Source organism: Streptomyces sp. NPDC050674, assembly GCF_040654575.1.
GTDB lineage: Bacteria > Actinomycetota > Actinomycetes > Streptomycetales > Streptomycetaceae > Streptomyces.
Map to the genome: position 1 here is coordinate 97,606 of NZ_JBFAIG010000023.1, position 18,283 is coordinate 115,888.

Genomic DNA, 18,283 nt, shown 5'->3' on the forward strand with positions numbered 1-18,283 from the left:
CGCAGCATCTTGTCAAAGCAGAAAGCCAGGGTTCTACGGCGTCCATCATGATCGCAAGATGCGAAAGCGGTATTTACCGGTCAAACGCGTTCATTGTGGCGTGTGGGAGGCCCTGTGGGGCCGTGGTGGACAGGCGGGCGCGGATGTTGCCGAAGTGTTCCCTTATGGCCTCCTCCGCCCGCATCGAGTCGCCGGACCGCACCGCGTCGAGGATCTCCCGGTGCTGCCGGCAGGTGACCTTCGGGTCCTGCGGCTCGCCCCCGAGATCCGTGCGCACCCGGTGGAAGGCGTCCCAGAACGCCTCCAGGACCTCGCACAGCAGCACGTTGTCCAGCCCCCGGTAGAGGGTGGCGTGAAAGGCCCGGTCGGTCTCGGCGAGGCCGGCTCCCCGCGCGGCCTGCTCTTCCATACGGTCCACGAGCGCGTCCAGTTCAACGAGGTCCGCCTCGGGCATCCGGCCGGCGAGCCGCGACACGAGCCCGGTCTCCACCGCCTCCCTCAGCTCCAGCAGCTGGAGCAGGGAGTCCTCGCCCCGGTAGTGCCCGGCGACCGTGCGGAAGGCGAGACCCTCGATCATCGGGGCCAGGGACATCGGACCGACGTAGGTGCCGAAGCCGTGCCGGATCTCCACGATGCCCATCGCCTGGAGCGCCTTCAGGGCCTCCCGTACCGAGTTCCGGCTCGCGCCGAGGTACTCCATCAGCTCGGGCTCGGTCGGCAGCGGGGCCCCGGAGGCCAGCCGGCGGTCGATGATGAGCTTCTTGATCCGCTCCTGTAGGTCTCGCGCTGCCATGGCGAGAGGGTATCCGGCCAAGCCCGGAGGGGAGCCGCGAAAGGAGATTCCGGGACGGCGCCCGACCACGGGGCATGCGGAAGGCCCCCCGCTTCCGCGAGGGGCCTTCCGGTCGGTGCGCCGCCAGGGACTCGAACCCCGGACCCGCTGATTAAGAGTCAGCTGCTCTAACCAACTGAGCTAGCGGCGCCTGCTGACGTCGTAACTCTACAGGACGTCCGCAGGTGCTCCGGACCACCCGCCCGGCCCCGGGCGGGGACCCGGACAGGCGCCCGCGTACATCATTCGGACCGTCAGCATGCGGGTGCGGAAGACAGTTGCGAAACTGACGACGCGCGCCCCGAGGTGCACGGGCGCCGCAATTTCCGCCGGAAGTGTGAGGGGAATCGCATGGAGTCTCCGGTATTCGAGGAAATCGACCCCGCGAGCGATTGCGACTGCCCCGGCTGCGTCCACTGGCGTCGCGTCCTGCCGCATTCCTGGGCCGGGCGGACCAGTGCCCATCCGGCCGCACACCGGGCCCTCGCCCTGGCCGCCGTGGCCTCCGCCGCCCTCGGCGCGAGCCATGCCGTGCCCGCCGCAGCCGCTCCGCACGCTCCTCACCGGCCGGGCGTTCCCGCTGGTGACGAGCCCGACACCCCCCAGGGGGACATGGCACCGCTGCACGGCCCCGGCGGCCGTCCGGCCAAGCCCCCCATCGCCCCGAAGCCGACCTCCATCACGCGCGCGGAGATCATCGACCGCGCCAGGACCTGGGTCGCCGCGAAGGTGCCGTACAGCATGACCGCCTACTGGTCCGACGGTTACCGCCAGGACTGCTCCGGTTATGTCTCGATGGCCTGGAAGCTGCCCGGAAACGAATGGACGGGCAGCCTCGCCCAGTACGGGGAGAAGATTTCCAAGGAGGAACTCCAGCCGGGCGACATTCTGCTGTTCCACAATGCGGCCGACCCGGAGCAGGGCTCGCACGTCACCATCTTCGGCGGCTGGACGGACGCCTCCCACACCACCTACACCGCCTATGAACAGACCCGTCCGCACACCCGCCGGCAGGCGACCCCGTACGCCTACTGGAACAACTCCGACCGGTACGTCCCCTACCGCTACAAGGGCGTCACCCCCGAGGAGCCGGTCCCCGGGAAGGACGGCGGCCGGCCGGGCGCCCCGGCCGCCACGCCGTACCCCGGAGCGGCGTATTTCGGCCCCGGCGCGAACAACAAGTACGTCACACAGCTCGGCCGCCTCCTCGTCGCGCGCGGGGCCGGCGGCTCCTACGCCTCGGGCCCGAGCCCACGCTGGACCGACGCCGACCGGCGGGCGACCCGGGCGTTCCAGCTCGCGCAGGGCTGGACCGGTGCGGAGGCCGACGGGCTGCCCGGCCCGCACACCTGGGAACTGCTGGTCACCGGCAAGGGCAAGGACGTGAAGGGCGGGGCGGTCGGTCCGCCGCCCGCCCCGCACGGCGTGCCCGGCTATCCGGGGCGGGCGATGTTCCGCCCCGGCGCGCACAACACCTACGTCACCCAGCTGGGCCGGCAGCTCGTCCGCAAGGGGTTCGGCAGGTTCTACCGGGTCGGGCCGGGACCGCGCTGGGGCGAGGCGGACCGGCGTGCCGTCGAGGCCTTCCAGCGCACCCAGGGCTGGCGGGGCGGCGCGGCGGACGGCCACCCGGGCCCGGAGACCTGGCGGCGCCTCTTCTCGTAGGGCCTCCGGGCCCCCTCGGCCCCCTTCGGGCGGGCCCCGCATCCCGGTCGCCCCTCCTGGGGCCGCCCCGGGAACCACCGTTGTGACGCATCTGGCGCGGAGGCTGGAGGCACGCATGAGTACGACCACGTCCCACACGTCCGAGCCCGACGGGCCGGCCGACGGCCCGGCACGGCCGGCCCGGCTCATCCAGAACGAGTCCACCACCGAGATCCCCGTCCACCTGCTGTTCCGTGACGACCCCCATCCGGCGCCGGTCCCGCTGAAACCGGCGGTCGTCGCCCGCAGGCAGGGCACGGGGGAGCAGCCGCGCCTGCGGCGCCCGGCTCCCGCCCCGAAGCGCCCGGTGCCGCAGGTCGATCCCGAACTGGTGGAGCGGCCCGCGCGGGTGCTGCCCGGCGCGGCGGGCGTACTGGCCGGGGCCTGCGGTGCGGCCGGGGGCGTGGCCACCTCCTGGTGGGCCGGTGTGCTGCCGCCGCTCGCCCTGGAGGCGCTGCGGCTGCCCGCGTACGCCGGGGCCGGACTCGGTCCCGCGCAGTGGGCGGCCTACGCCGGGGCCGGGGCGCTCGGGCTGTTCGGGCTCGGCGGGCTGGCCCGGGGCCGCACCGGGGGCGCCTGGGTGCTGGGCCTCTTCGGCCGCTACCGGGGGACCGTGCGGCGCTCGGGCCTGCTGTGGGTCAACCCGCTGCTGTTGCGCCGCCGGGTGGACGTACGGCTGCGGCACTGGCGCAGCGAGCCCGTGCCGGCGTCCGACGGGAGCGGGGTCGCGCTGCGGGTGGTGGTCCTGGTGGTGTGGCGGGTGCGGGACACCGCCCGGGCCACGCTGGGCGTGGACGACCACGAGACGTATCTGCGCGAGTGCGTCGAGGCGGCTCTGGCGCGGGTGCCGGTGGAGATGCCGGGCGGGGCTATGGGGGCCGGGGACACGGCGGGCGAGGCGCTGACCCGGCTGGTGGCGGCGGACGCGGCACCGGTGGGTCTGGAGGTGTTCTCCGTGCAGCCGGTGCGCGTGGAGTACGCCCCGGAGGTGGCCGCCGCGATGCACCGCCGCCGGATCGCCGCGCTGGACGCCCAGCACCGGGCGAGCGTGCTGACCTCGGTCGTGGACTCGGTGGAGGACACCGTGACCCGGCTGACCGTGCGGGGCCTGGTCGAACTCGACGACTACGAGCGGAAGGCGCTGGTGAAGGACCTGACGGTGGCGTTCTGCGCCGGGCGCGGAGAAACGACCCCGTGATTGGTATGGACATGTTCAACTAACGCCCATAATCTCGAACTTGGTCTAGACCTACACGCACGGCTCACCGAACTTCCCCCACGTTCTCCAGGAGCGGCAGCATGCGTACAAGGACCAAGTTGTCCGCGGCCGCGGTGGGACTGGCCACGACCGGAGCCCTCGTGCTCTCCTCCGGCGGCGCCAGCGGCCACGGCTACACCGACCTCCCCATCAGCCGGCAGAAGCTCTGCCAGAACGGCACCGTGACGGGCTGCGGCTCGATCCAGTGGGAGCCGCAGAGCGTCGAGGGCCCGAAGGGCTTCCCCGGCTCCGGCCCTGCCGACGGGCAGATATGCAACGCCGGCCTCGGCCACTTCAGCCAGCTCAGCGCACCACGAACCCCGTCCGGCGCCGCCTGGCCGACCACCCGCGTGTCGGGCGGTCAGAGCTACACGTTCCGCTGGCAGTTCACGGCCATGCACGCCACGACCGACTTCAAGTACTACATCACCAAGCCGGGCTGGAATCAGAACCACAACCTGGCCCGGTCCGACCTCAACCTGACACCGTTCTTCACGGTGCCGTACAACGGGCAGCGCCCGCCGTCCACGCTCTCCCACAGCGGCAGACTGCCGTCGGGGCTCAGCGGCCATCACGTCATCGTGGCCGTGTGGACGATCGCCGACACGGCCAACGCGTTCTATGCCTGCTCGGACGTGACCTTCTGAACCTTGAGGTTCCCTTGAGTCACCGGGGCGGCCGGCGTGGGTAGGTTCCCCCCACGCCGGCCACTCGGGTCCTGCGCATCGACTTCGGGGGATCCGCGATGGACGTGTTGTTCTACGGCATACCCGGCCTGATCATGGCCGGCGTACTCGTCATGGCGTACTGCGTGCTGCGTCGCTGGCTCCAGATCCGCAGCGCCTGGGACAGCGGTCTGACGGCTCAGGCGCGCTGCCTGCGGACGTACACGACCACCCACGGCGGGGGCGACACCTCTGTCAGCACCACGCTGCACCATGTCTACGAGTTCTCCGCGCACGACGGCCGTGTGATCCGGTTCGAGGAGGAGAACGGGCCGGGGACGATCCTCGAGGGCGACCTCGTCACCGTCTACTACACCGACGGCCCCCAGGTCCGGGCCACGGCCCACGCGCCGAGCCGGACCAAGCACGCGGCGGCCACGTTCGGCGTCCTGGCGTTCCTCGGTGTGATCGTCGTGTTCTGCGTCGGCTTCATGGTGGTGTACACCGAGATGTCGTCGATGGCCTCGGATGTCGCCGGATTCTGAACACCGGGAATCCCGGACACACCGAGGGGCCCCTCGCTCCCACGAGAGGCCCCTCATCTGTGCGCCGCCAGGGACTCGAACCCCGGACCCGCTGATTAAGAGTCAGCTGCTCTAACCAACTGAGCTAGCGGCGCATGACTCCCGCCTGCCGCTGGAACAGTGTTCCGCGGCGGGCGACGGAGAAAATACTACCCAATGCCGAGGGGTGCTCCGGACCACCCGGGCGAGGGTCAGATCGCCATGGAGAGCAGGACCGGTGCCGCCTGGCGGTTGAGGGCGTCGGCGGCCTGGCGCAGACGGTGGGCGTGCTCGACCGGCAGGGAAAGGGCCAGGCAGCCGACGGAGGAACCGGCCGTGATCGGGACGGCCGCGCAGACCGTGCCGATCGCGTACTCCTGGAGGTCCAGGACGGGAACGGTCGGTGGCTGGGCCGCCAGGCGGGAGAGCAGGAGCCGGTCGCTGGTGATGGTGCGAGAGGTGAGACGGGCCATCTTGTGCCGGGCGAGGTGGTCGCGGCGTCCGGCGTGGTCGAGCTGGGTGAGCAGGCTCTTGCCGATGGCGGTGGCGTGGGCCGAGGAGCGGAAGTCCACCCACTCGTTGACCTTGGGCGTGGCCGGGCTGTCGGCGTACTGGGTGATGCTGATCTCGCCGTCGACGTAACGGCTCATGTAGACGGCGGCGCCGACCGCGTCGCGCAGCCGGTCGAGCGCGCGCTGGAGCCGCTCGCGCAGGGCCTGCTCGCGGTGGTGGGCGGAGCCCAGGCGGATCAGGGTCTCGCCCGTGACGTACGCGCCGTCGGCGATCTGCTCGACATAGCCCTCGCGGCGCAGCATCCGCAGGAGCGCGGTCAACCGCTCCGGGGTGATGCCGGTGTGCCGGGCGATCTCGGTGTCGGTGACACCGCTGGAACCGCGCGCCACCGTCTCCAGGACGCGCAGGGCCTCCTGGGTCGAGTGGTACGGGGTGGTCGGCTCGTGCTTCAGCGCCACGGTGGTCTCCCCCTGCGCTTGCTGTAGGGCCGTAATCCGGTCAGTGAACCTGTTCCAGGTTAACCGGCAATGGGCTTGCGCGGAGCGGGGGTTGACAAGATTCGCGGGGCCCCGGGCTGGGGCAATGACACTCTGGCATACGCCAGAAACATGCCCCAGCCGGAGGGCTCAGGATTCCGCCTGGTCGCGGAGGGTAGTCACAGCACTGCGCTGAGGAACTCCCGTGTCCGGTCCAGCTCCGGGTCGCCGAAGATCTTTTCCGGCGGGCCCGACTCGATGATCCGGCCCGAGTCGAACATCAGTACCTGGTCGGAGATGTCCCGGGCGAAGTTCATCTCGTGGGTCACACAGAGCATGGTGATGTCGGTGGAGCGGGCGATGTCCCTGAGGACGTCGAGCACGCCGGCGACCAGCTCCGGGTCGAGCGCGGAGGTCACCTCGTCCAGCAGCAGCACCTGGGGGCGCATCGCCAGGGCCCGGGCGATCGCCACCCGCTGCTGCTGGCCGCCGGAGAGCTGGGCCGGGTGGGCGTCGCACTTGTCGGCCAGGCCCACCATGTCGAGCAGGCCCTTGGCGCGCTCCACCGCCTCGTCCTTCGACAGGCCGAGGACGGTGACCGGCGCCTCGGTGATGTTGCGCAGCACCGTCATGTTCGGGAACAGGTTGAACTGCTGGAAGACCATTCCGATCTTCTTGCGGACCTCGCGGACCTGCTTGTCGGAGGCCGGGAACAGCTGCTGCCCGTCGACCGTGATGGTGCCCTCGTCGGGCTTGAGCAGGGTCATCAGCAGCCGCAGGATCGTGGTCTTGCCGGAGCCGGACGGCCCGATCAGGGTGACGTGCCTGCCGGCGTCGACCGAGAAGTCCAGGTGGTCCAGGACGGTGTTGTCGCCGAACCGCTTGGTGACCTGCTCCAGCCGGATCAGCTCGCCGCTGCTGCGGACGGGGTCCTTCTCGGGGCCGGTCCCGGGGGTGGGGAGGGTGTCAGTGGGCAAGGCGTCGCTCCAGGGCTCGCAGGGCAAGGGAGGCCAGGTAGGAAATGACGATGAAGGCCACGCCGATCACCGTCAGCGGCTCGGTGAACTGGAAGTGCTCCTGCGAGTACAGGCGCGCCTGGCCGAGCATCTCCAGCACGGTGATCGCCATGACCATCGGCGTGTCCTTGAGCATGGAGATGACGTAGTTGCCGAGGGCCGGGACGACCCGGCGCACCGCCTGCGGCAGGATCACCGCGGTCCACGTCCGGCGCAGCGGCAGGTTCAGCGCCGTCGCCGCCTCCCACTGGCCGACCGGCACGGCCTCGATGCCGGCCCGGTAGACCTGCATCGTGTACGTCGAGTAATGCAGCCCGATCGCGAAGACACCGGTGCTCAGCGCCGAGAAGGTCAGGCCCCACTCGGGCAGCACGTAGAAGAGGAAGAACAGCTGCACCAGCAGCGGGGTGTTGCGCACGAACTCCGTGACCACGCCGACGGGCCAGGTCACCCAGCGCGAGGGCGTCCGCATCAGCAGGGCCCACACCAGGCCCAGCGCGAAGGAGATCAGCGAACCGAGGGCCAGGATCTGCACGGTGACCAGCAGACCGTCCCACAGGTGCGGCAGGAAGCCGCTGACAGCGCTCCAGTCCCACTTCATGCGACAGCACCTCCCACACCGGTGGTCTGCGGGCGGTCCAGCTCCTGGTCGGGCGTGCTCCCGACCGGCCTGCCCGTGCCGGACTTGAGCCTGCGCTCCAGGCCGCGCATCCCACGGGTCAGGACGAAGGCGATCACGAAGTAGATCAGCAGCACGATCGTGTAGATCTCCGCGCTCTCCTGGAGCGCCAGGCGCACCAGGTTGCCGCTGAACGCCAGGTCGCCCATGCCCATGATCGACACCAGGGCGGTGCCCTTGAGCAGCTCGACCAGCAGGTTGGAGAACGGCGGGATCATCTCCGGCACCGCCTGCGGCAGCAGGATCAGCCGCAGCCGCTGCCAGGGCGTGAAGCTGAGCGCGATCCCGCCCTCCTGCTGCGCCGGGTCGACCGCGTTCAGCGCGCCGCGCACGATCTCGGAGCCGTACGCCCCGTAGGTCAGGCCGAGCGCGAGGGTGCCCGCCCACAGCGGCACCAGCTGCCAGCCGAAGGCGATGGGCAGCACGAAGTACACCCAGAAGATCATCACCAGCGCCGACGTGCCGCGGAACACCTCGGTGTAGACGCCCGCGAGGAAGCGGACGATCCACAGCCGGTGGGTGCGCGCCACGCCGACGACGAAGGACACCACGGCGCCCAGCAGGGCGCTGCACACGAGCAGCTGGATCGTGACCCAGACGCCCTTGAGCACGAGTTCCCAGAGTCCGGAGGTCATCCGCCGCACAGCTCCTTCGCGGTCAGATCCGTCATCTCGGCCTTCGTGAACCCGAAGGGCCGCAGGATGCGGAAGAGTTCACCGCTCTTCTTGAGCTTGCGCAGCTCCACGTTGAAGGCGTCCCGCAGGTTGGTCTCCGTCGGCCGGAACGCGAAGGCGCCTCCGTCGACGTGCGGCTTGCCGTTCACGAGCGGCGCGAACGGCCGGGTCGCCTCCGCCTTGGACGACTTCTTCACCACCTCACGGGTGGTCAGCGCGGTGCCGGCGAACACGTCCACGCGTCCCGCCTCGACCGCGTTCAGGCCCGCGACCTGGTCCGGGACGATCAGGATCTCGCTCTCCTCGTACCCCGCCTCGACGGCGTACTGGATCTCGGCGTAACCGGTCCCGGTGGCGAACCTGGCCTTCTTCTCGACCACGTCCTGGTAGTTGTGCAGCCCCTTCGGGTTGCCCTTGCGCACGATGAACGAGTCGAGCATCTGGTAGTCGGGGTCGGCGAAGACGACCTGCTCGCAGCGCTCGGGGTTGACGTACATCCCGGCGGCCACGACGTCGAACTGCTGGCTGTTCAGGCCCGGGATGAGCGACCCGAACTCGGTGGGCACCGGCTGCACCCGGTCGACGCCGAGCCGCTTGAAGATCACCTTGGCCAGTTCCGGTGCCTCACCGGTCAGCTCGCCGTCCTTGTCGATGAAGCCGAACGGGATCTCGCCCGCGATGCCGAGACGGACGACGCCCGCCGCCCGGAGCCGGTCCAGCAGATCACCGCCCTCGACGTCCGAGGCGGTGGCGACCCTGCTGCAACCGGCGGCACCCAGCGCGCCGAGCGCCGCCACCCCCGCGAGCAGCGACCGGCGTGTGGACCCGAAGGGGGGCCCGGATATGGGTTCGGGACTTCGCAGTGTGCTTCTGTGTGGGCTTCTCAGTGGTGGAGCCATGGGCGCGCGGCTACCCGACCGCATCCGGGTTATGCCGACCTTTTCAAGCCCCGCACTCGTCCCGCGCGCCCTTGACCGCGGCGGCGGTGGGCACTCCCATGGAGGGCATGGCTGATCGCTACATCGAAGTCTCGCTGGTCAAGCGCGACGTCACCTGCACGGCCAGGCTGCTGGACGACCGCGCGCCGATCACCTGCGCGGCCGTCTGGGATTCCCTTCCGCTGGCCGGCGACGTCTACCACGCGAAGTACGCACGCAACGAGATCTACGCCCTTTTCCCGCCCTTCGCCCGAGCCGAGCCACCCCTGGAGAACCCGACCATCACCCCGATCCCCGGCGATCTGTGCTATTTCACCTTCGCCGGGGCGGAGTTGGGGACCAAGGCCTACGGCTACGACCGCGAGGTCCGCGCCGGGACCACGCTCGTCGACCTGGCCCTGTTCTACGAGCGCAACAACCTGCTGCTGAACGGCGACGTCGGCTGGGTCCCCGGCATCGTCTGGGGCCAGGTCGTCGACGGCCTGGAGACCATGGCCGAGGCGTGCAACGACCTGTGGAGGTCGGGAGCGGCGGGGGAGACGCTCAGCTTCCGGAGGGCGTAGACCGGCCGGCGGAGGCCGCCCCCGCCTCGTACAGCGCGTGGGCCGCCCGCAGCACCAGATCGTCCCGGTGCCGGGCGGCCACGAGCTGGAGTCCGACCGGCAGGCCGTCCCCGTCCACGCCGACCGGCACGCTCGCGGCGGGCTGCTGCGTCATGTTGAACGGGTAGGTGAACGGGGTCCAGCCCGTCCACCGCCGGAGGCCGGATCCCTTCGGCACCTCGGCGCCCGCCTCGAAGGCGGTGATCGGCATGGTCGGCGTGACGAGCAGGTCGTAGGTCTCGTGGAAGCGGCCCATCCGGCGGCCCAGGTCCATCCGCACGTCCACCGCGGCCAGATAGTCCAGCGCCGAGTACCGGGCGCCCCGCGCGCAGATCTCCCGCAGGCCCGGGTCGAGCGACTCCCGCTGGTGCGGGCCGAGATGCCGGGTCACCCGGGCCGCCCCGCTGAACCACAGGGTGTGGAAGGCCTCCACCGGGTCGGTGAGGTCCGGGTCGGTCTCCGTGACGTACGCGCCGAGCTCCGCCAGCCGCTCCACCGCCCGCCGCACCACCCGCGCGACGGCCGGCCGCACCGCCACCTGCCCGCCCAGCGAGGGCGAGTACGCCACCCGCAGTCCGCGCACCCCGCCCGCCAGGGCGTCCGTGTACGGACCGGCCGGGGCGGCCAGCGCCGACCAGTCGCGCGCGTCCGGTTGGCCGATGACGTCCATCAGCAGCGCCGCGTCCGCCGCGTCCCGGGTCATCGGCCCGACGTGCGCCAGCGTGCCGAACGCGCTGGCCGGGTAGAGCGGCACCCGCCCGTACGTCGGCTTCAGCGCGAAGATCCCGCAGAACGACGCCGGGATGCGGACGCTGCCGCCGCCGTCCGTGCCCAGCGACAGCGGCCCCGCGCCGAGCGCCACGGCCGCCGCGCTGCCGCCGCTCGAACCGCCCGCGGTGCGCGAGGGGTCGCACGGGTTGCGCGTGATCCCGCTGAGCGGCGAGTCCGTCACGCCCTTCCAGCCGAACTCGGGGGTCGTCGTCTTGCCGAGGAACACCGCCCCGTGCTCCCGCAGCCGGGCCACGGAGGGGGCGTCCTCGTCCCACCGCCCGGCCGCCGGGTCCACGGACTTCGAGCCCCGCAGGGTCGGCGCCCCGCGCAGCAGCAGGATGTCCTTGACGGTGACCGGCACCCCGTCGAGCAGCCCCCGCGGCTCACCGCGCCGCCATCGCTCCTGAGACTCCCGGGCCCGCTCCAGCGCGTCCTCGGCGGTCAGCCGGACGAAGGCGTTCACCTCCGGCTGGATCGCCTCGGCCCGCTCCAGCGCCGCCCTGGTCGCCTCCACGGGACCCCACTCGCCCTTGCGGTACCCCTCGAGGAGCCGTACGGCGGTCAGCTCGGTGAGCTCGGTCATCCACCCTCCCGGGAACGTCAGTGTCCGGGTACATACCCACGCTGCTTGTCGACCACGTTCTCCAGCGGCTTCCCGGCAGCCCACCGTTCGTACAACTCCACGAACTGCGCGCCGAGTTCGTCACGCCAGCCGACGGTGTCGCCGCTCATGTGCGGGGACACGATCAGGCCCGGGGCCCGCCACAACGGGTGCTCGGCGGGCAGGGGTTCGGTCTCGAAGACGTCCAGGGCGGCCCCCGCGATCCAGCGTTTGGCCAGGGCCTCGGCGAGCGCGTCCTCCACGACCAGCCGACCGCGGCCGATGTTGACGAACCGGGCGGAGGGCTGCATCAGGCCGAAGCGGCGGGCGTCGAACATCCCGCGCGTCTCGTCCGTGAGCGGTGCCGCCGCGATCACCCAGTCGGCGCGGGCCAGCAACCGGTCCGTGTCCTGCGGGCCGTGCACGCCGGGGCGTGCGGCGCGGCCCACGAGCGCGGTCTTGACGCCCAGCGCTCCCAGGGTGCGCGCGATCGCCCGGCCGATCGGCCCCGAACCGACCACGACGGCCCGGGTCCCGGCGACCTTGTGCGTCTCGCGGTGGCGCCAGGTCCGCTCCCGCTGGAGCTCCAGCGTCCCCGGCAGGTCCTTGGCCATCGCCAGCACGAGCGCGGCGACGTACTCCGCGATCGGCTGGTCGAAGACGCCGCGCGCGTTCGTCACCACCGTGTCGGAAGCCGCGAGTTCCGGACACATCAGATGGTCCACACCGGCGCTCGCCGTATGCACCCAGCGCGGCCGGGGACCGTCTCCCGGCCAGGCGTCCCGCACGGCGTGCGAGGTGAAGTCCCATACCAAGAGGACATCCGCACGCGGCAGGCGCTCGGCGAGCCCCGCCGCGTCGGTGTGCTCGACACGGGCGTGACCGGTGAGGCGCCCGAGGCGGGGGAGGGGTTCGGCGTCCAGGACGAGGAGGGTGGGGTTGGGCATGAGCAGCCGTTCCTCCGGCCGGTCGGTGGCGACGGGTCGGCCCGGTCTCGGCCGAGGAGCGATCCGGGCGGATTGACCACGCTCGCACCCGAACCTACCGTCGTCAACACGGGCGTTCCCACGATCCGTTGCACACTCGTTGCCCAGCGTGAGGCCGGTGCCTGCCATGGACGTCTCATTTCTCGGCGGGCCCGCCCCGCAGCGTGGGGTCGGCGTCGTCGCCCCCTTCGACTTCGCCCTCGACCGCGAGCTGTGGCGCTGGGTGCCGGACGCGGTCTCCCTCCATGTAACCCGCACCCCGTACGTGCCGGTCGAGGTGAGTCTGGACCTCGCCCGCCTGGTCAGCGAGCACGAGACGCTGAGCGAGGCGGTCCGCACCCTGACCGCGATCGCCCCCGAGGTGGTCGCCTACGCCTGCACGTCGGGCAGCTTCGTCGGCGGCACGATGGGCGAGCGGGCGATGTGCGAGGCGATGAGCAGGGCCGGGGCCGTACCGGCGGTCACCACCTCCGGCGCGCTGCTGGAGGCCCTGGTCGAGCTGGACGTACGGCGGGTGGCACTCGTGACGCCGTACACCGTCTCGGTCACCCGGTCGCTGGAGGCCTACGTCGCCCAGGCCGGCGTCGCGGTGGCCGGCTGCGCCTTCATGGGACTGACCCGGCACATCTGGAAGGTCCCCTACCGGGAAGTCGTGGACATGGCGCGGCAGGCCGTACGCGACGACGCCGACGCGCTGTTCATCAGCTGCACCAACCTGCCCACGTACGACGTGATCCCCCAACTGGAGGCCGAGCTGCGCATCCCCGTGATCTCGGCCAACCAAGTGACGATGTGGGCGGCACTGCGCCGACTGGGTACCCGTGCGGTGGGGCCGTACCAGGCGCTGATCAATCCGGCGGCGCGTTCCGGTCCCGCAGCGCCGGGGGCGGACCCCGGTCCCGTACTGCCGGAAGAAGAGCAGCAGCAGGAAGGCTGGACATGACAGCACTGGGATTCCTCTACCCGGGCCACTCCGCCGAGGACGACTATCCGCGCATCGAGCAGTTGCTGGGCAGCGACATCCGGGTGGACCTGGTGCACACCGACATCGGTGAGGACGCGCACCGGGTGGACGCGCTGCTCGAGATGGGCTCCGCGGGCCGGCTGGCGGCGGGCGTCGAGGAACTGCGGCACGCCGGTGCGGACGCGGTGGTGTGGGCCTGCACCAGCGGCAGTTTCGTCTACGGCTGGGAGGGCGCCCAGGAGCAGGTCCGCACGCTGGCGCAGACGGCCGGCATGCCCGCCTCGTCCACGTCCTTCGCGTTCGCGCACGCGGTGCGGGAGCTCGGGGTGCGGCGGGTCGCCGTCGGGGCCACGTATCCGGAGGACGTGGCGCGGCTCTTCACCGCTTTCCTGGACGTGGCCGGCGTGGAGGTCGTGTCGGTGAACAGCTCGGGCGTCATCACGGCCGCCGAGGTCGGCACGTGGGGCGAGAGCGAGCTCCTCGCCCTGGCCCGGAACTCCGACCACCCCGACGCCGAGGCCCTCCTCCTGCCCGACACGGCCCTGCACACGGCGGCCCACATCCCGGCCCTGGAGAAGGAACTCGGCAAGCCGGTCCTCACCGCCAACCAGGTCACGGTCTGGGAGGCCCTGCGCCTGGCGGACCGGCGAGTGAACGCACCGGAACTGGGAGCCCTCTTCACGAGGGAGCCACTCGTCCAGGCCTGAGGCCGCAAGGCCCGCTCCTCGCCCGCTGCCACGGGGGGCGAGGAGGCAGTGTTCCGAGTCACCCCGGGGTCAAGTCCTCCGTTCCGGCGGTGGGGGCGGAGGATGCGGCGGTGGCGGGAGGTCGGGCCGCGCACCGCGGTCACGGCGAAGCACTGAGGGGAACGCGAAGCCCACGGCCGAGCCGGTGACGGCACCGACCGACAGGGCCATCAGGAAGTCCCAGCCGACACCGGAGTCGAACAGCTCCTGCGGTCCGGCCATCACGGCCCCGAAGCAACCCGCCGCGACCGCGCCGCGCAGACGGGCACGCAGCCCGGCCCCGCTCCCGCTCCCGCTCCCGCTCACGGACGGTCGCTCCGCGCGCGACGCCACCGGAGCACCCGCAGCACCATGTAGGTGACGAGGGCGACCGTGAAGAGCACGCTCACCACGCCCGGGCCGCCGTCCAGGCGACGCCGTCCGGATCCCGGAGGGCCTCGGCCAGATTCATGGCGACGGCCACCGCGAACACCGTCTTGAGGCAGCCGGAGGTCCGCGCCACCCGGTAGGCACTGGTCGTCATGGAGTTCCAGTGCCCCGCAGCGGTCGAGAAAAGGGGGCCGTGCCCTCGAACGCTCCCTGCATACGGGCCGGAATCGGTCCCACCCCTTGTTCGGGGCAGTACGGGGCATAACCGCTCCAACCGCCTGTTGACAGCTGAGGAATGCTCAACTCCGCCGCCTCGAACAGCCCTTGGGTTGACCGAAAGCGCGTTCCCCTTCTGTGGTCCATCCCGTGCACACTGGCCACATCCGCAGCCAGTCGTGCCGTGAAGGACTCCCCGATGGCCGAAAAGGGCCCGTTCAGATCCTCTGCAAGCGCTGTCCAGCTGGCCGGGCGTCTGCTGTGCTGGAGCCTGGCCGCGGCCATGGCCTCCGCCGCCGTGGACGCCCTCCTCGATCCCCAGGTCTCCTGGTGGGGCGTCGCGTGGCTTCTGCCCTGGTGGCTCGCCGGCGCGAGCGCCCTCGCGTGGAGCGTCCTGCGGGCCCGGGAGAAGGCCGACCGCCCGCCCCCGCACGACAATGCGCGCAGCGACTGGGAGCGGGCCGCCTGAAGCTCCCGGCGCCCTGACCGGGAATAACCGGAGACAGTCCCCTGTTACAGCCGGAACGACAGCACACGGCCCACAGCAGGAGGCACCCCACCGTGGCGGCAGACGAGATACGCGGCGCAGCCCAGGGCAGCGCCCCCGTCCCCCTCTCCGTACTGGACCTGGTCACCGTCGGGGCCGGGCGCACCGCCTCCGACGCCCTGCGCACCAGCGTCGAGCTGGCCCGCCTCGCGGAGGAGCGCGGCTTCCACCGGTACTGGGTCGCCGAGCACCACTCCATGCCGGGCGTGGCCTCCTCGTCCCCGGCCGTGATCCTGGCCCACCTCGCCGCGCACACCGAGCGGATCCGGCTCGGCTCGGGCGGTGTGATGCTGCCCAACCACGCCCCGCTCGTGATCGCCGAGCAGTTCGGGACGCTGGAGGCCATGGCCCCGGGCCGGATCGACCTCGGTCTCGGCCGCGCCCCGGGCACGGACGGCGCCACCGCCGCCGCCCTGCGCCGCGACCGGCTGGACGAGGGCGCCGACGACTTCCCGCAGCAGCTCGCCGAACTGACCCGCTTCCTCGACGACGACTTCCCCGACGGCCACCCGTACCGCCGTGTCCACGCCGTCCCGGGCCCGGTGCAGGCCACGTCCCCCGGCGGCGTCCAGTCCCCGCACCGCCCGCCGGTCTGGCTGCTCGGCTCGTCCGGCTTCAGCGCCCGTCTGGCCGGCGCCCTGGGCCTGCCCTTCGCCTTCGCGCACCACTTCTCGGCGCGGAACACGATCCCGGCGCTCGACCTGTACCGCGAGTCCTTCCAGCCGTCCGCGGTGCTCGACGCGCCGTACGCCCTGATCGGCGTCTCCGCACTCGCCGCCGACGAGGAGCGCGAGGCCCGCCGCCAGGTGCTGGCCGCCGCCCTCAGCATGGTCCGGCTGCGCACCGGCCGCCCCGGTCTGGTGCCCAGCCCGGAGGAGGCCGAGGCCTACACCTTCAGCCCCATGGAGCGCGAGTTCGTCGACTCCTGGAACGCCAACGTCATCCACGGCACCCCGGACGAGGTCCGCGTGGGCCTGGACGACCTCGCCAAGCGCACCGGCGCCGACGAGCTGATGATCACGGCCAACGCGCACGGCGGGGACGTCCGCGTCCGCTCCTACGAACTCATCGCCGACGCCTACGGGTTGGCGACGCCCGCCTCCGCCTGAACGTCCGGCGTGCCCAGCAGCTCGGAGATGCGGTCCGGCGGCACCGGACGGGAGTAGAGCCAGCCCTGTCCGGTGTCGCAGCCGATGCTGCGCAGCCGGGTCGCCTGGGCCGAGGTCTCCACGCACTCGGCCGTGACGGTCAGCCCGAGCCGGTGCGCGAGCTGGATCATCGCCTCCACGACGACCTCGTCGGCCGGGTTCGCCCGGGCGGCGGCCTCCCGGTCGTCGTACTGGAAGCCGCGCACGAACGATCCGTCCAGCTTCAGCACCGACACCGGCAGCCGGCTCAGATAGGCGAGGTTCGAGTAGCCGGTGCCGAAGTCGTCGATGGCGATGCGGACCCCCATGTCGCTCAGGGCCTTCAGCGTCTGCAACGGCCGGCCCGCCGAGCCCATCACCGCCGACTCGGTCAGCTCCAGCTGGAGCAGATGCGGCGCGAGGCCCGTCTCGGCCAGGGTCTCGGCGACGTCGGCCACCAGGTCCGAGTCCCAGACCTGCCGCACCGCCACGTTCACACTGACGAAGATCGGCGGCTCACCGGGGTGGTCCAGCTGCCACCGGCGGGCCTGCTCGCAGGCCGTGCGCAGCACCCAGCGGCCCAGCGGGACGATGGAACCGTCCTCCTCGGCAAGTCCGATGAACCGATTCGGCGTCAGTACGCCGAACTGAGGATGATTCCAGCGGATGAGCGCCTCGACCCCGTGCAGCCGGTCGTCCTCCATGCCCACCAGCGGCTGGTATTCCAGCTGGAACTCGCCCCGGTCGATGGCCGGGCGGAGCGTGGAGGCGAGGGCCTGGCGGGTCATCCGGTGGGCGTTGCGCTCCGGGTCGAACAGGGTCCAGCGGGCCTTGCCGTCGGCCTTCGCCCAGTAGAGCGTGGTGTCCGCCGCCTGCATCAGCGCGGTGGGGGTGGTGCCCGCCGCGTGCCGCTCCACGACCCCGATCGACGCCGAGACCGACAGCCGCTGGCCGGAGATGTCGAACGGGTCCTGGACCGCCCGCAGCGCCGACTCGGCCAGCTCGGCTAGCTGTTCGGTGCCGGTGGAGTCCTCGACCAGCAGCGCGAACTCGTCACCGCCGAGCCGTGCCACCAGCGGGATGCTGGTCCGGGCGTGACCGGCCTCGTCCGCGCAACGCGTCAGACGCTCGGCGACGGCGGCCAGCAGCCGGTCCCCGACACGGTGGCCGAGGGTGTCGTTGATGGCCTTGAAGCCGTCCAGGTCCAGGTAGCACAGCCCGATCCGGCCGGTGCCGCTCTGCTCGTACGACTCCGCCTCCAGCGCCGCCGACAGCCGCTCGAAGAAGAGCGTGCGGTTGGGCAGCCGCGTCACCGGGTCGTGCATCTGCAAGTGCCGCAGCCGGGCCTGGAGTTCCCGGCGGGCGCTGACGTCGGCGACGGACAGCAGCACAGCGCCGTCCTCGGCGGGCAGGGGAGCGACCGTCACCTGCACCCACAGGGAATGCCCGTCGGGGTGCTTGAGCCGGCGCGTGCAGCGCAGCCGTGATTGCCGGCCGCGCAGCACCTCCCGGTACGCGTGCCAGGTGCGGGCGTCGGAGGTCAGATCGACCAGGTCGGCGGCGACGGACCCGGCGAGCTCCTCCGGGCTGCCGCCGAGCAGCGCGGCGAGCGCGCCATTGGCGCTGACGACCGAGCCCTCGCGGTCGACGACGGCCATGGCGAGCGGGGCGGCCGCGAAGACGGAGCGGTAGGGCTGCCGGGAGGGGGGCTCGGTACGGGGAGACGTATGGATCTCACTCTCTGTCACGACCGGCCGGTCCGGGTCTGCCGCGGGCGCCGGCCCTTCGAAGGTTCCGCTCACCGCTCGCTCCCGCATGTATTCGATCTCTGTCCGTGCAGGAAAGGTCAGGAAAGTGTGCCGATCATAGAGGCTGGCCCCGGGGCCTTCCAGCCGGTGTCCGGCCTTCCCGGCCAACCGGCCCTTCTGCCAGATCGTTTCTGCACGCACCTGGACGGCTTCTTCAGGCCCCCGACCAGTTGTGACGTTCTGTGAGTGCTTCGGGGGTGTCGGCTTCCGGGTTTTTTCGGCCCCTTC

The 18,283-nt window shown here is 71.6% G+C and carries 19 protein-coding genes and 2 tRNA genes; 9 read left to right on the top strand and 12 right to left on the bottom strand.

Annotated features, from left to right (window positions below; translation table 11 throughout):
- Window positions 1-73: 73 nt before the first annotated feature.
- Window positions 74-793, bottom strand: coding sequence for a FadR/GntR family transcriptional regulator (locus AB0I06_RS30425; RefSeq protein ID WP_363122052.1), 720 nt, complete (start codon window positions 791-793; stop codon window positions 74-76).
- 116 nt (window positions 794-909) lie between these two features.
- Window positions 910-983 (bottom strand) — tRNA-Lys (locus AB0I06_RS30430).
- Between the two features lie 200 nt (window positions 984-1,183).
- Here AB0I06_RS30430 and AB0I06_RS30435 point away from each other — a divergent pair.
- The 4 genes from AB0I06_RS30435 to AB0I06_RS30450 all read left to right on the top strand — a co-directional run bounded on the left by AB0I06_RS30435 (window position 1,184) and on the right by AB0I06_RS30450 (window position 5,004).
- Complete coding sequence (locus AB0I06_RS30435; protein ID WP_363122053.1) at window positions 1,184-2,497, top strand: peptidoglycan-binding protein; 1,314 nt, start codon at window positions 1,184-1,186, stop codon at window positions 2,495-2,497.
- A gap of 115 nt (window positions 2,498-2,612) precedes the next feature.
- Window positions 2,613-3,734, top strand: coding sequence for an SPFH domain-containing protein (locus AB0I06_RS30440; RefSeq protein WP_363122054.1), 1,122 nt, complete (start codon window positions 2,613-2,615; stop codon window positions 3,732-3,734).
- Window positions 3,735-3,835: 101 nt separating this feature from the next.
- On the top strand, window positions 3,836-4,441 hold the full coding sequence (locus AB0I06_RS30445) for a lytic polysaccharide monooxygenase (protein ID WP_363122055.1): 606 nt from the start codon (window positions 3,836-3,838) through the stop codon (window positions 4,439-4,441).
- A gap of 98 nt (window positions 4,442-4,539) precedes the next feature.
- Window positions 4,540-5,004 (top strand): DUF3592 domain-containing protein, encoded by a 465-nt coding sequence (locus AB0I06_RS30450; RefSeq protein ID WP_363122057.1) that lies wholly within the window; start codon window positions 4,540-4,542, stop codon window positions 5,002-5,004.
- 60 nt (window positions 5,005-5,064) lie between these two features.
- Here the strand turns inward: AB0I06_RS30450 and AB0I06_RS30455 are convergent.
- The 6 genes from AB0I06_RS30455 to ehuB form a co-directional block, all read right to left on the bottom strand.
- A tRNA-Lys gene (locus AB0I06_RS30455) sits at window positions 5,065-5,138 on the bottom strand.
- 96 nt (window positions 5,139-5,234) lie between these two features.
- Complete coding sequence (locus AB0I06_RS30460; RefSeq protein ID WP_363122058.1) at window positions 5,235-5,993, bottom strand: IclR family transcriptional regulator C-terminal domain-containing protein; 759 nt, start codon at window positions 5,991-5,993, stop codon at window positions 5,235-5,237.
- Between the two features lie 197 nt (window positions 5,994-6,190).
- Complete coding sequence (gene ehuA, locus AB0I06_RS30465) at window positions 6,191-6,988, bottom strand: ectoine/hydroxyectoine ABC transporter ATP-binding protein EhuA (protein WP_363122059.1); 798 nt, start codon at window positions 6,986-6,988, stop codon at window positions 6,191-6,193.
- Entirely contained in the window at window positions 6,978-7,628 is a 651-nt protein-coding gene (gene ehuD, locus AB0I06_RS30470; protein ID WP_363122060.1) for an ectoine/hydroxyectoine ABC transporter permease subunit EhuD, read from the bottom strand. Before ehuD ends, ehuA begins: the two co-directional genes overlap by 11 nt.
- Window positions 7,625-8,341 (bottom strand): ectoine/hydroxyectoine ABC transporter permease subunit EhuC, encoded by a 717-nt coding sequence (gene ehuC / locus AB0I06_RS30475; RefSeq protein ID WP_363122061.1) that lies wholly within the window; start codon window positions 8,339-8,341, stop codon window positions 7,625-7,627. The genes ehuD and ehuC overlap by 4 nt, the downstream gene beginning before the upstream one ends.
- On the bottom strand, window positions 8,338-9,177 hold the full coding sequence (gene ehuB / locus AB0I06_RS30480; RefSeq protein WP_363122062.1) for an ectoine/hydroxyectoine ABC transporter substrate-binding protein EhuB: 840 nt from the start codon (window positions 9,175-9,177) through the stop codon (window positions 8,338-8,340). The genes ehuC and ehuB overlap by 4 nt, the downstream gene beginning before the upstream one ends.
- A 209-nt stretch (window positions 9,178-9,386) precedes the next feature.
- Here ehuB and AB0I06_RS30485 point away from each other — a divergent pair, with 209 nt between their 5' ends.
- Window positions 9,387-9,881: a DUF3830 family protein gene (locus AB0I06_RS30485; protein WP_363122063.1), complete on the top strand. Its 495-nt coding sequence runs from the start codon at window positions 9,387-9,389 to the stop codon at window positions 9,879-9,881.
- Here AB0I06_RS30485 and AB0I06_RS30490 read toward each other — a convergent pair.
- A complete protein-coding gene (locus AB0I06_RS30490; protein WP_363122064.1) occupies window positions 9,862-11,274 on the bottom strand; it encodes an amidase in 1,413 nt (470 codons plus the stop codon). The genes AB0I06_RS30485 and AB0I06_RS30490 overlap by 20 nt on opposite strands.
- Before the next feature lie 17 nt (window positions 11,275-11,291).
- The gene (locus AB0I06_RS30495) at window positions 11,292-12,239 is read right to left on the bottom strand and encodes a D-2-hydroxyacid dehydrogenase (protein WP_363122065.1); all 948 of its coding nucleotides are present in this window, start codon (window positions 12,237-12,239) and stop codon (window positions 11,292-11,294) included.
- A gap of 166 nt (window positions 12,240-12,405) precedes the next feature.
- On the opposite strand from AB0I06_RS30495, the gene AB0I06_RS30500 reads away from it, so the two are divergent.
- Window positions 12,406-13,221: an aspartate/glutamate racemase family protein gene (locus tag AB0I06_RS30500; protein ID WP_363122067.1), complete on the top strand. Its 816-nt coding sequence runs from the start codon at window positions 12,406-12,408 to the stop codon at window positions 13,219-13,221.
- Window positions 13,218-13,949: a decarboxylase gene (locus AB0I06_RS30505; protein ID WP_363122068.1), complete on the top strand. Its 732-nt coding sequence runs from the start codon at window positions 13,218-13,220 to the stop codon at window positions 13,947-13,949. The genes AB0I06_RS30500 and AB0I06_RS30505 overlap by 4 nt, the downstream gene beginning before the upstream one ends.
- Window positions 13,950-14,373: 424 nt before the next feature.
- On the opposite strand, the gene AB0I06_RS30510 is transcribed toward AB0I06_RS30505, so the two are convergent.
- Window positions 14,374-14,511 carry a hypothetical protein gene (locus AB0I06_RS30510; RefSeq protein ID WP_363122069.1) on the bottom strand — a complete coding sequence of 46 codons (138 nt, stop codon included), beginning with the start codon at window positions 14,509-14,511 and terminating at the stop codon, window positions 14,374-14,376.
- Window positions 14,512-14,772: 261 nt separating this feature from the next.
- Between AB0I06_RS30510 and AB0I06_RS30515 the strand changes: the two genes are divergently transcribed.
- Both AB0I06_RS30515 and AB0I06_RS30520 read left to right on the top strand, forming a co-directional pair.
- Window positions 14,773-15,042 (top strand): hypothetical protein, encoded by a 270-nt coding sequence (locus AB0I06_RS30515; protein ID WP_363122070.1) that lies wholly within the window; start codon window positions 14,773-14,775, stop codon window positions 15,040-15,042.
- Between the two features lie 92 nt (window positions 15,043-15,134).
- Window positions 15,135-16,229 (top strand): LLM class flavin-dependent oxidoreductase, encoded by a 1,095-nt coding sequence (locus AB0I06_RS30520; protein WP_363122071.1) that lies wholly within the window; start codon window positions 15,135-15,137, stop codon window positions 16,227-16,229.
- Here the strand turns inward: AB0I06_RS30520 and AB0I06_RS30525 are convergent.
- Entirely contained in the window at window positions 16,199-18,064 is a 1,866-nt protein-coding gene (locus AB0I06_RS30525) for a bifunctional diguanylate cyclase/phosphodiesterase (RefSeq protein ID WP_363122072.1), read from the bottom strand. The genes AB0I06_RS30520 and AB0I06_RS30525 overlap by 31 nt on opposite strands.
- Between the last annotated feature and the right edge of the window lie 219 nt (window positions 18,065-18,283).

Bases quoted from the DNA above. Each gene is read 5' to 3' on its own strand.
- AB0I06_RS30510 (WP_363122069.1), bottom strand. From the start codon at position 14,511: ATGACGACCAGTGCCTACCGGGTGGCGCGGACCTCCGGCTGCCTCAAG.
- AB0I06_RS30500 (WP_363122067.1), top strand. From the start codon at position 12,406: ATGGACGTCTCATTTCTCGGCGGGCCCGCCCCGCAGCGTGGGGTCGGC.
- ehuC (WP_363122061.1), bottom strand. From the start codon at position 8,341: ATGACCTCCGGACTCTGGGAACTCGTGCTCAAGGGCGTCTGGGTCACG.
- AB0I06_RS30445 (WP_363122055.1), top strand. From the start codon at position 3,836: ATGCGTACAAGGACCAAGTTGTCCGCGGCCGCGGTGGGACTGGCCACG.
- AB0I06_RS30425 (WP_363122052.1), bottom strand. From the start codon at position 793: ATGGCAGCGCGAGACCTACAGGAGCGGATCAAGAAGCTCATCATCGAC.
- AB0I06_RS30450 (WP_363122057.1), top strand. From the start codon at position 4,540: ATGGACGTGTTGTTCTACGGCATACCCGGCCTGATCATGGCCGGCGTA.
- AB0I06_RS30495 (WP_363122065.1), bottom strand. From the start codon at position 12,239: ATGCCCAACCCCACCCTCCTCGTCCTGGACGCCGAACCCCTCCCCCGC.
- AB0I06_RS30440 (WP_363122054.1), top strand. From the start codon at position 2,613: ATGAGTACGACCACGTCCCACACGTCCGAGCCCGACGGGCCGGCCGAC.
- AB0I06_RS30435 (WP_363122053.1), top strand. From the start codon at position 1,184: ATGGAGTCTCCGGTATTCGAGGAAATCGACCCCGCGAGCGATTGCGAC.
- AB0I06_RS30525 (WP_363122072.1), bottom strand. From the start codon at position 18,064: ATGCGGGAGCGAGCGGTGAGCGGAACCTTCGAAGGGCCGGCGCCCGCG.
- AB0I06_RS30485 (WP_363122063.1), top strand. From the start codon at position 9,387: ATGGCTGATCGCTACATCGAAGTCTCGCTGGTCAAGCGCGACGTCACC.
- ehuD (WP_363122060.1), bottom strand. From the start codon at position 7,628: ATGAAGTGGGACTGGAGCGCTGTCAGCGGCTTCCTGCCGCACCTGTGG.
- AB0I06_RS30515 (WP_363122070.1), top strand. From the start codon at position 14,773: ATGGCCGAAAAGGGCCCGTTCAGATCCTCTGCAAGCGCTGTCCAGCTG.
- AB0I06_RS30490 (WP_363122064.1), bottom strand. From the start codon at position 11,274: ATGACCGAGCTCACCGAGCTGACCGCCGTACGGCTCCTCGAGGGGTAC.
- AB0I06_RS30505 (WP_363122068.1), top strand. From the start codon at position 13,218: ATGACAGCACTGGGATTCCTCTACCCGGGCCACTCCGCCGAGGACGAC.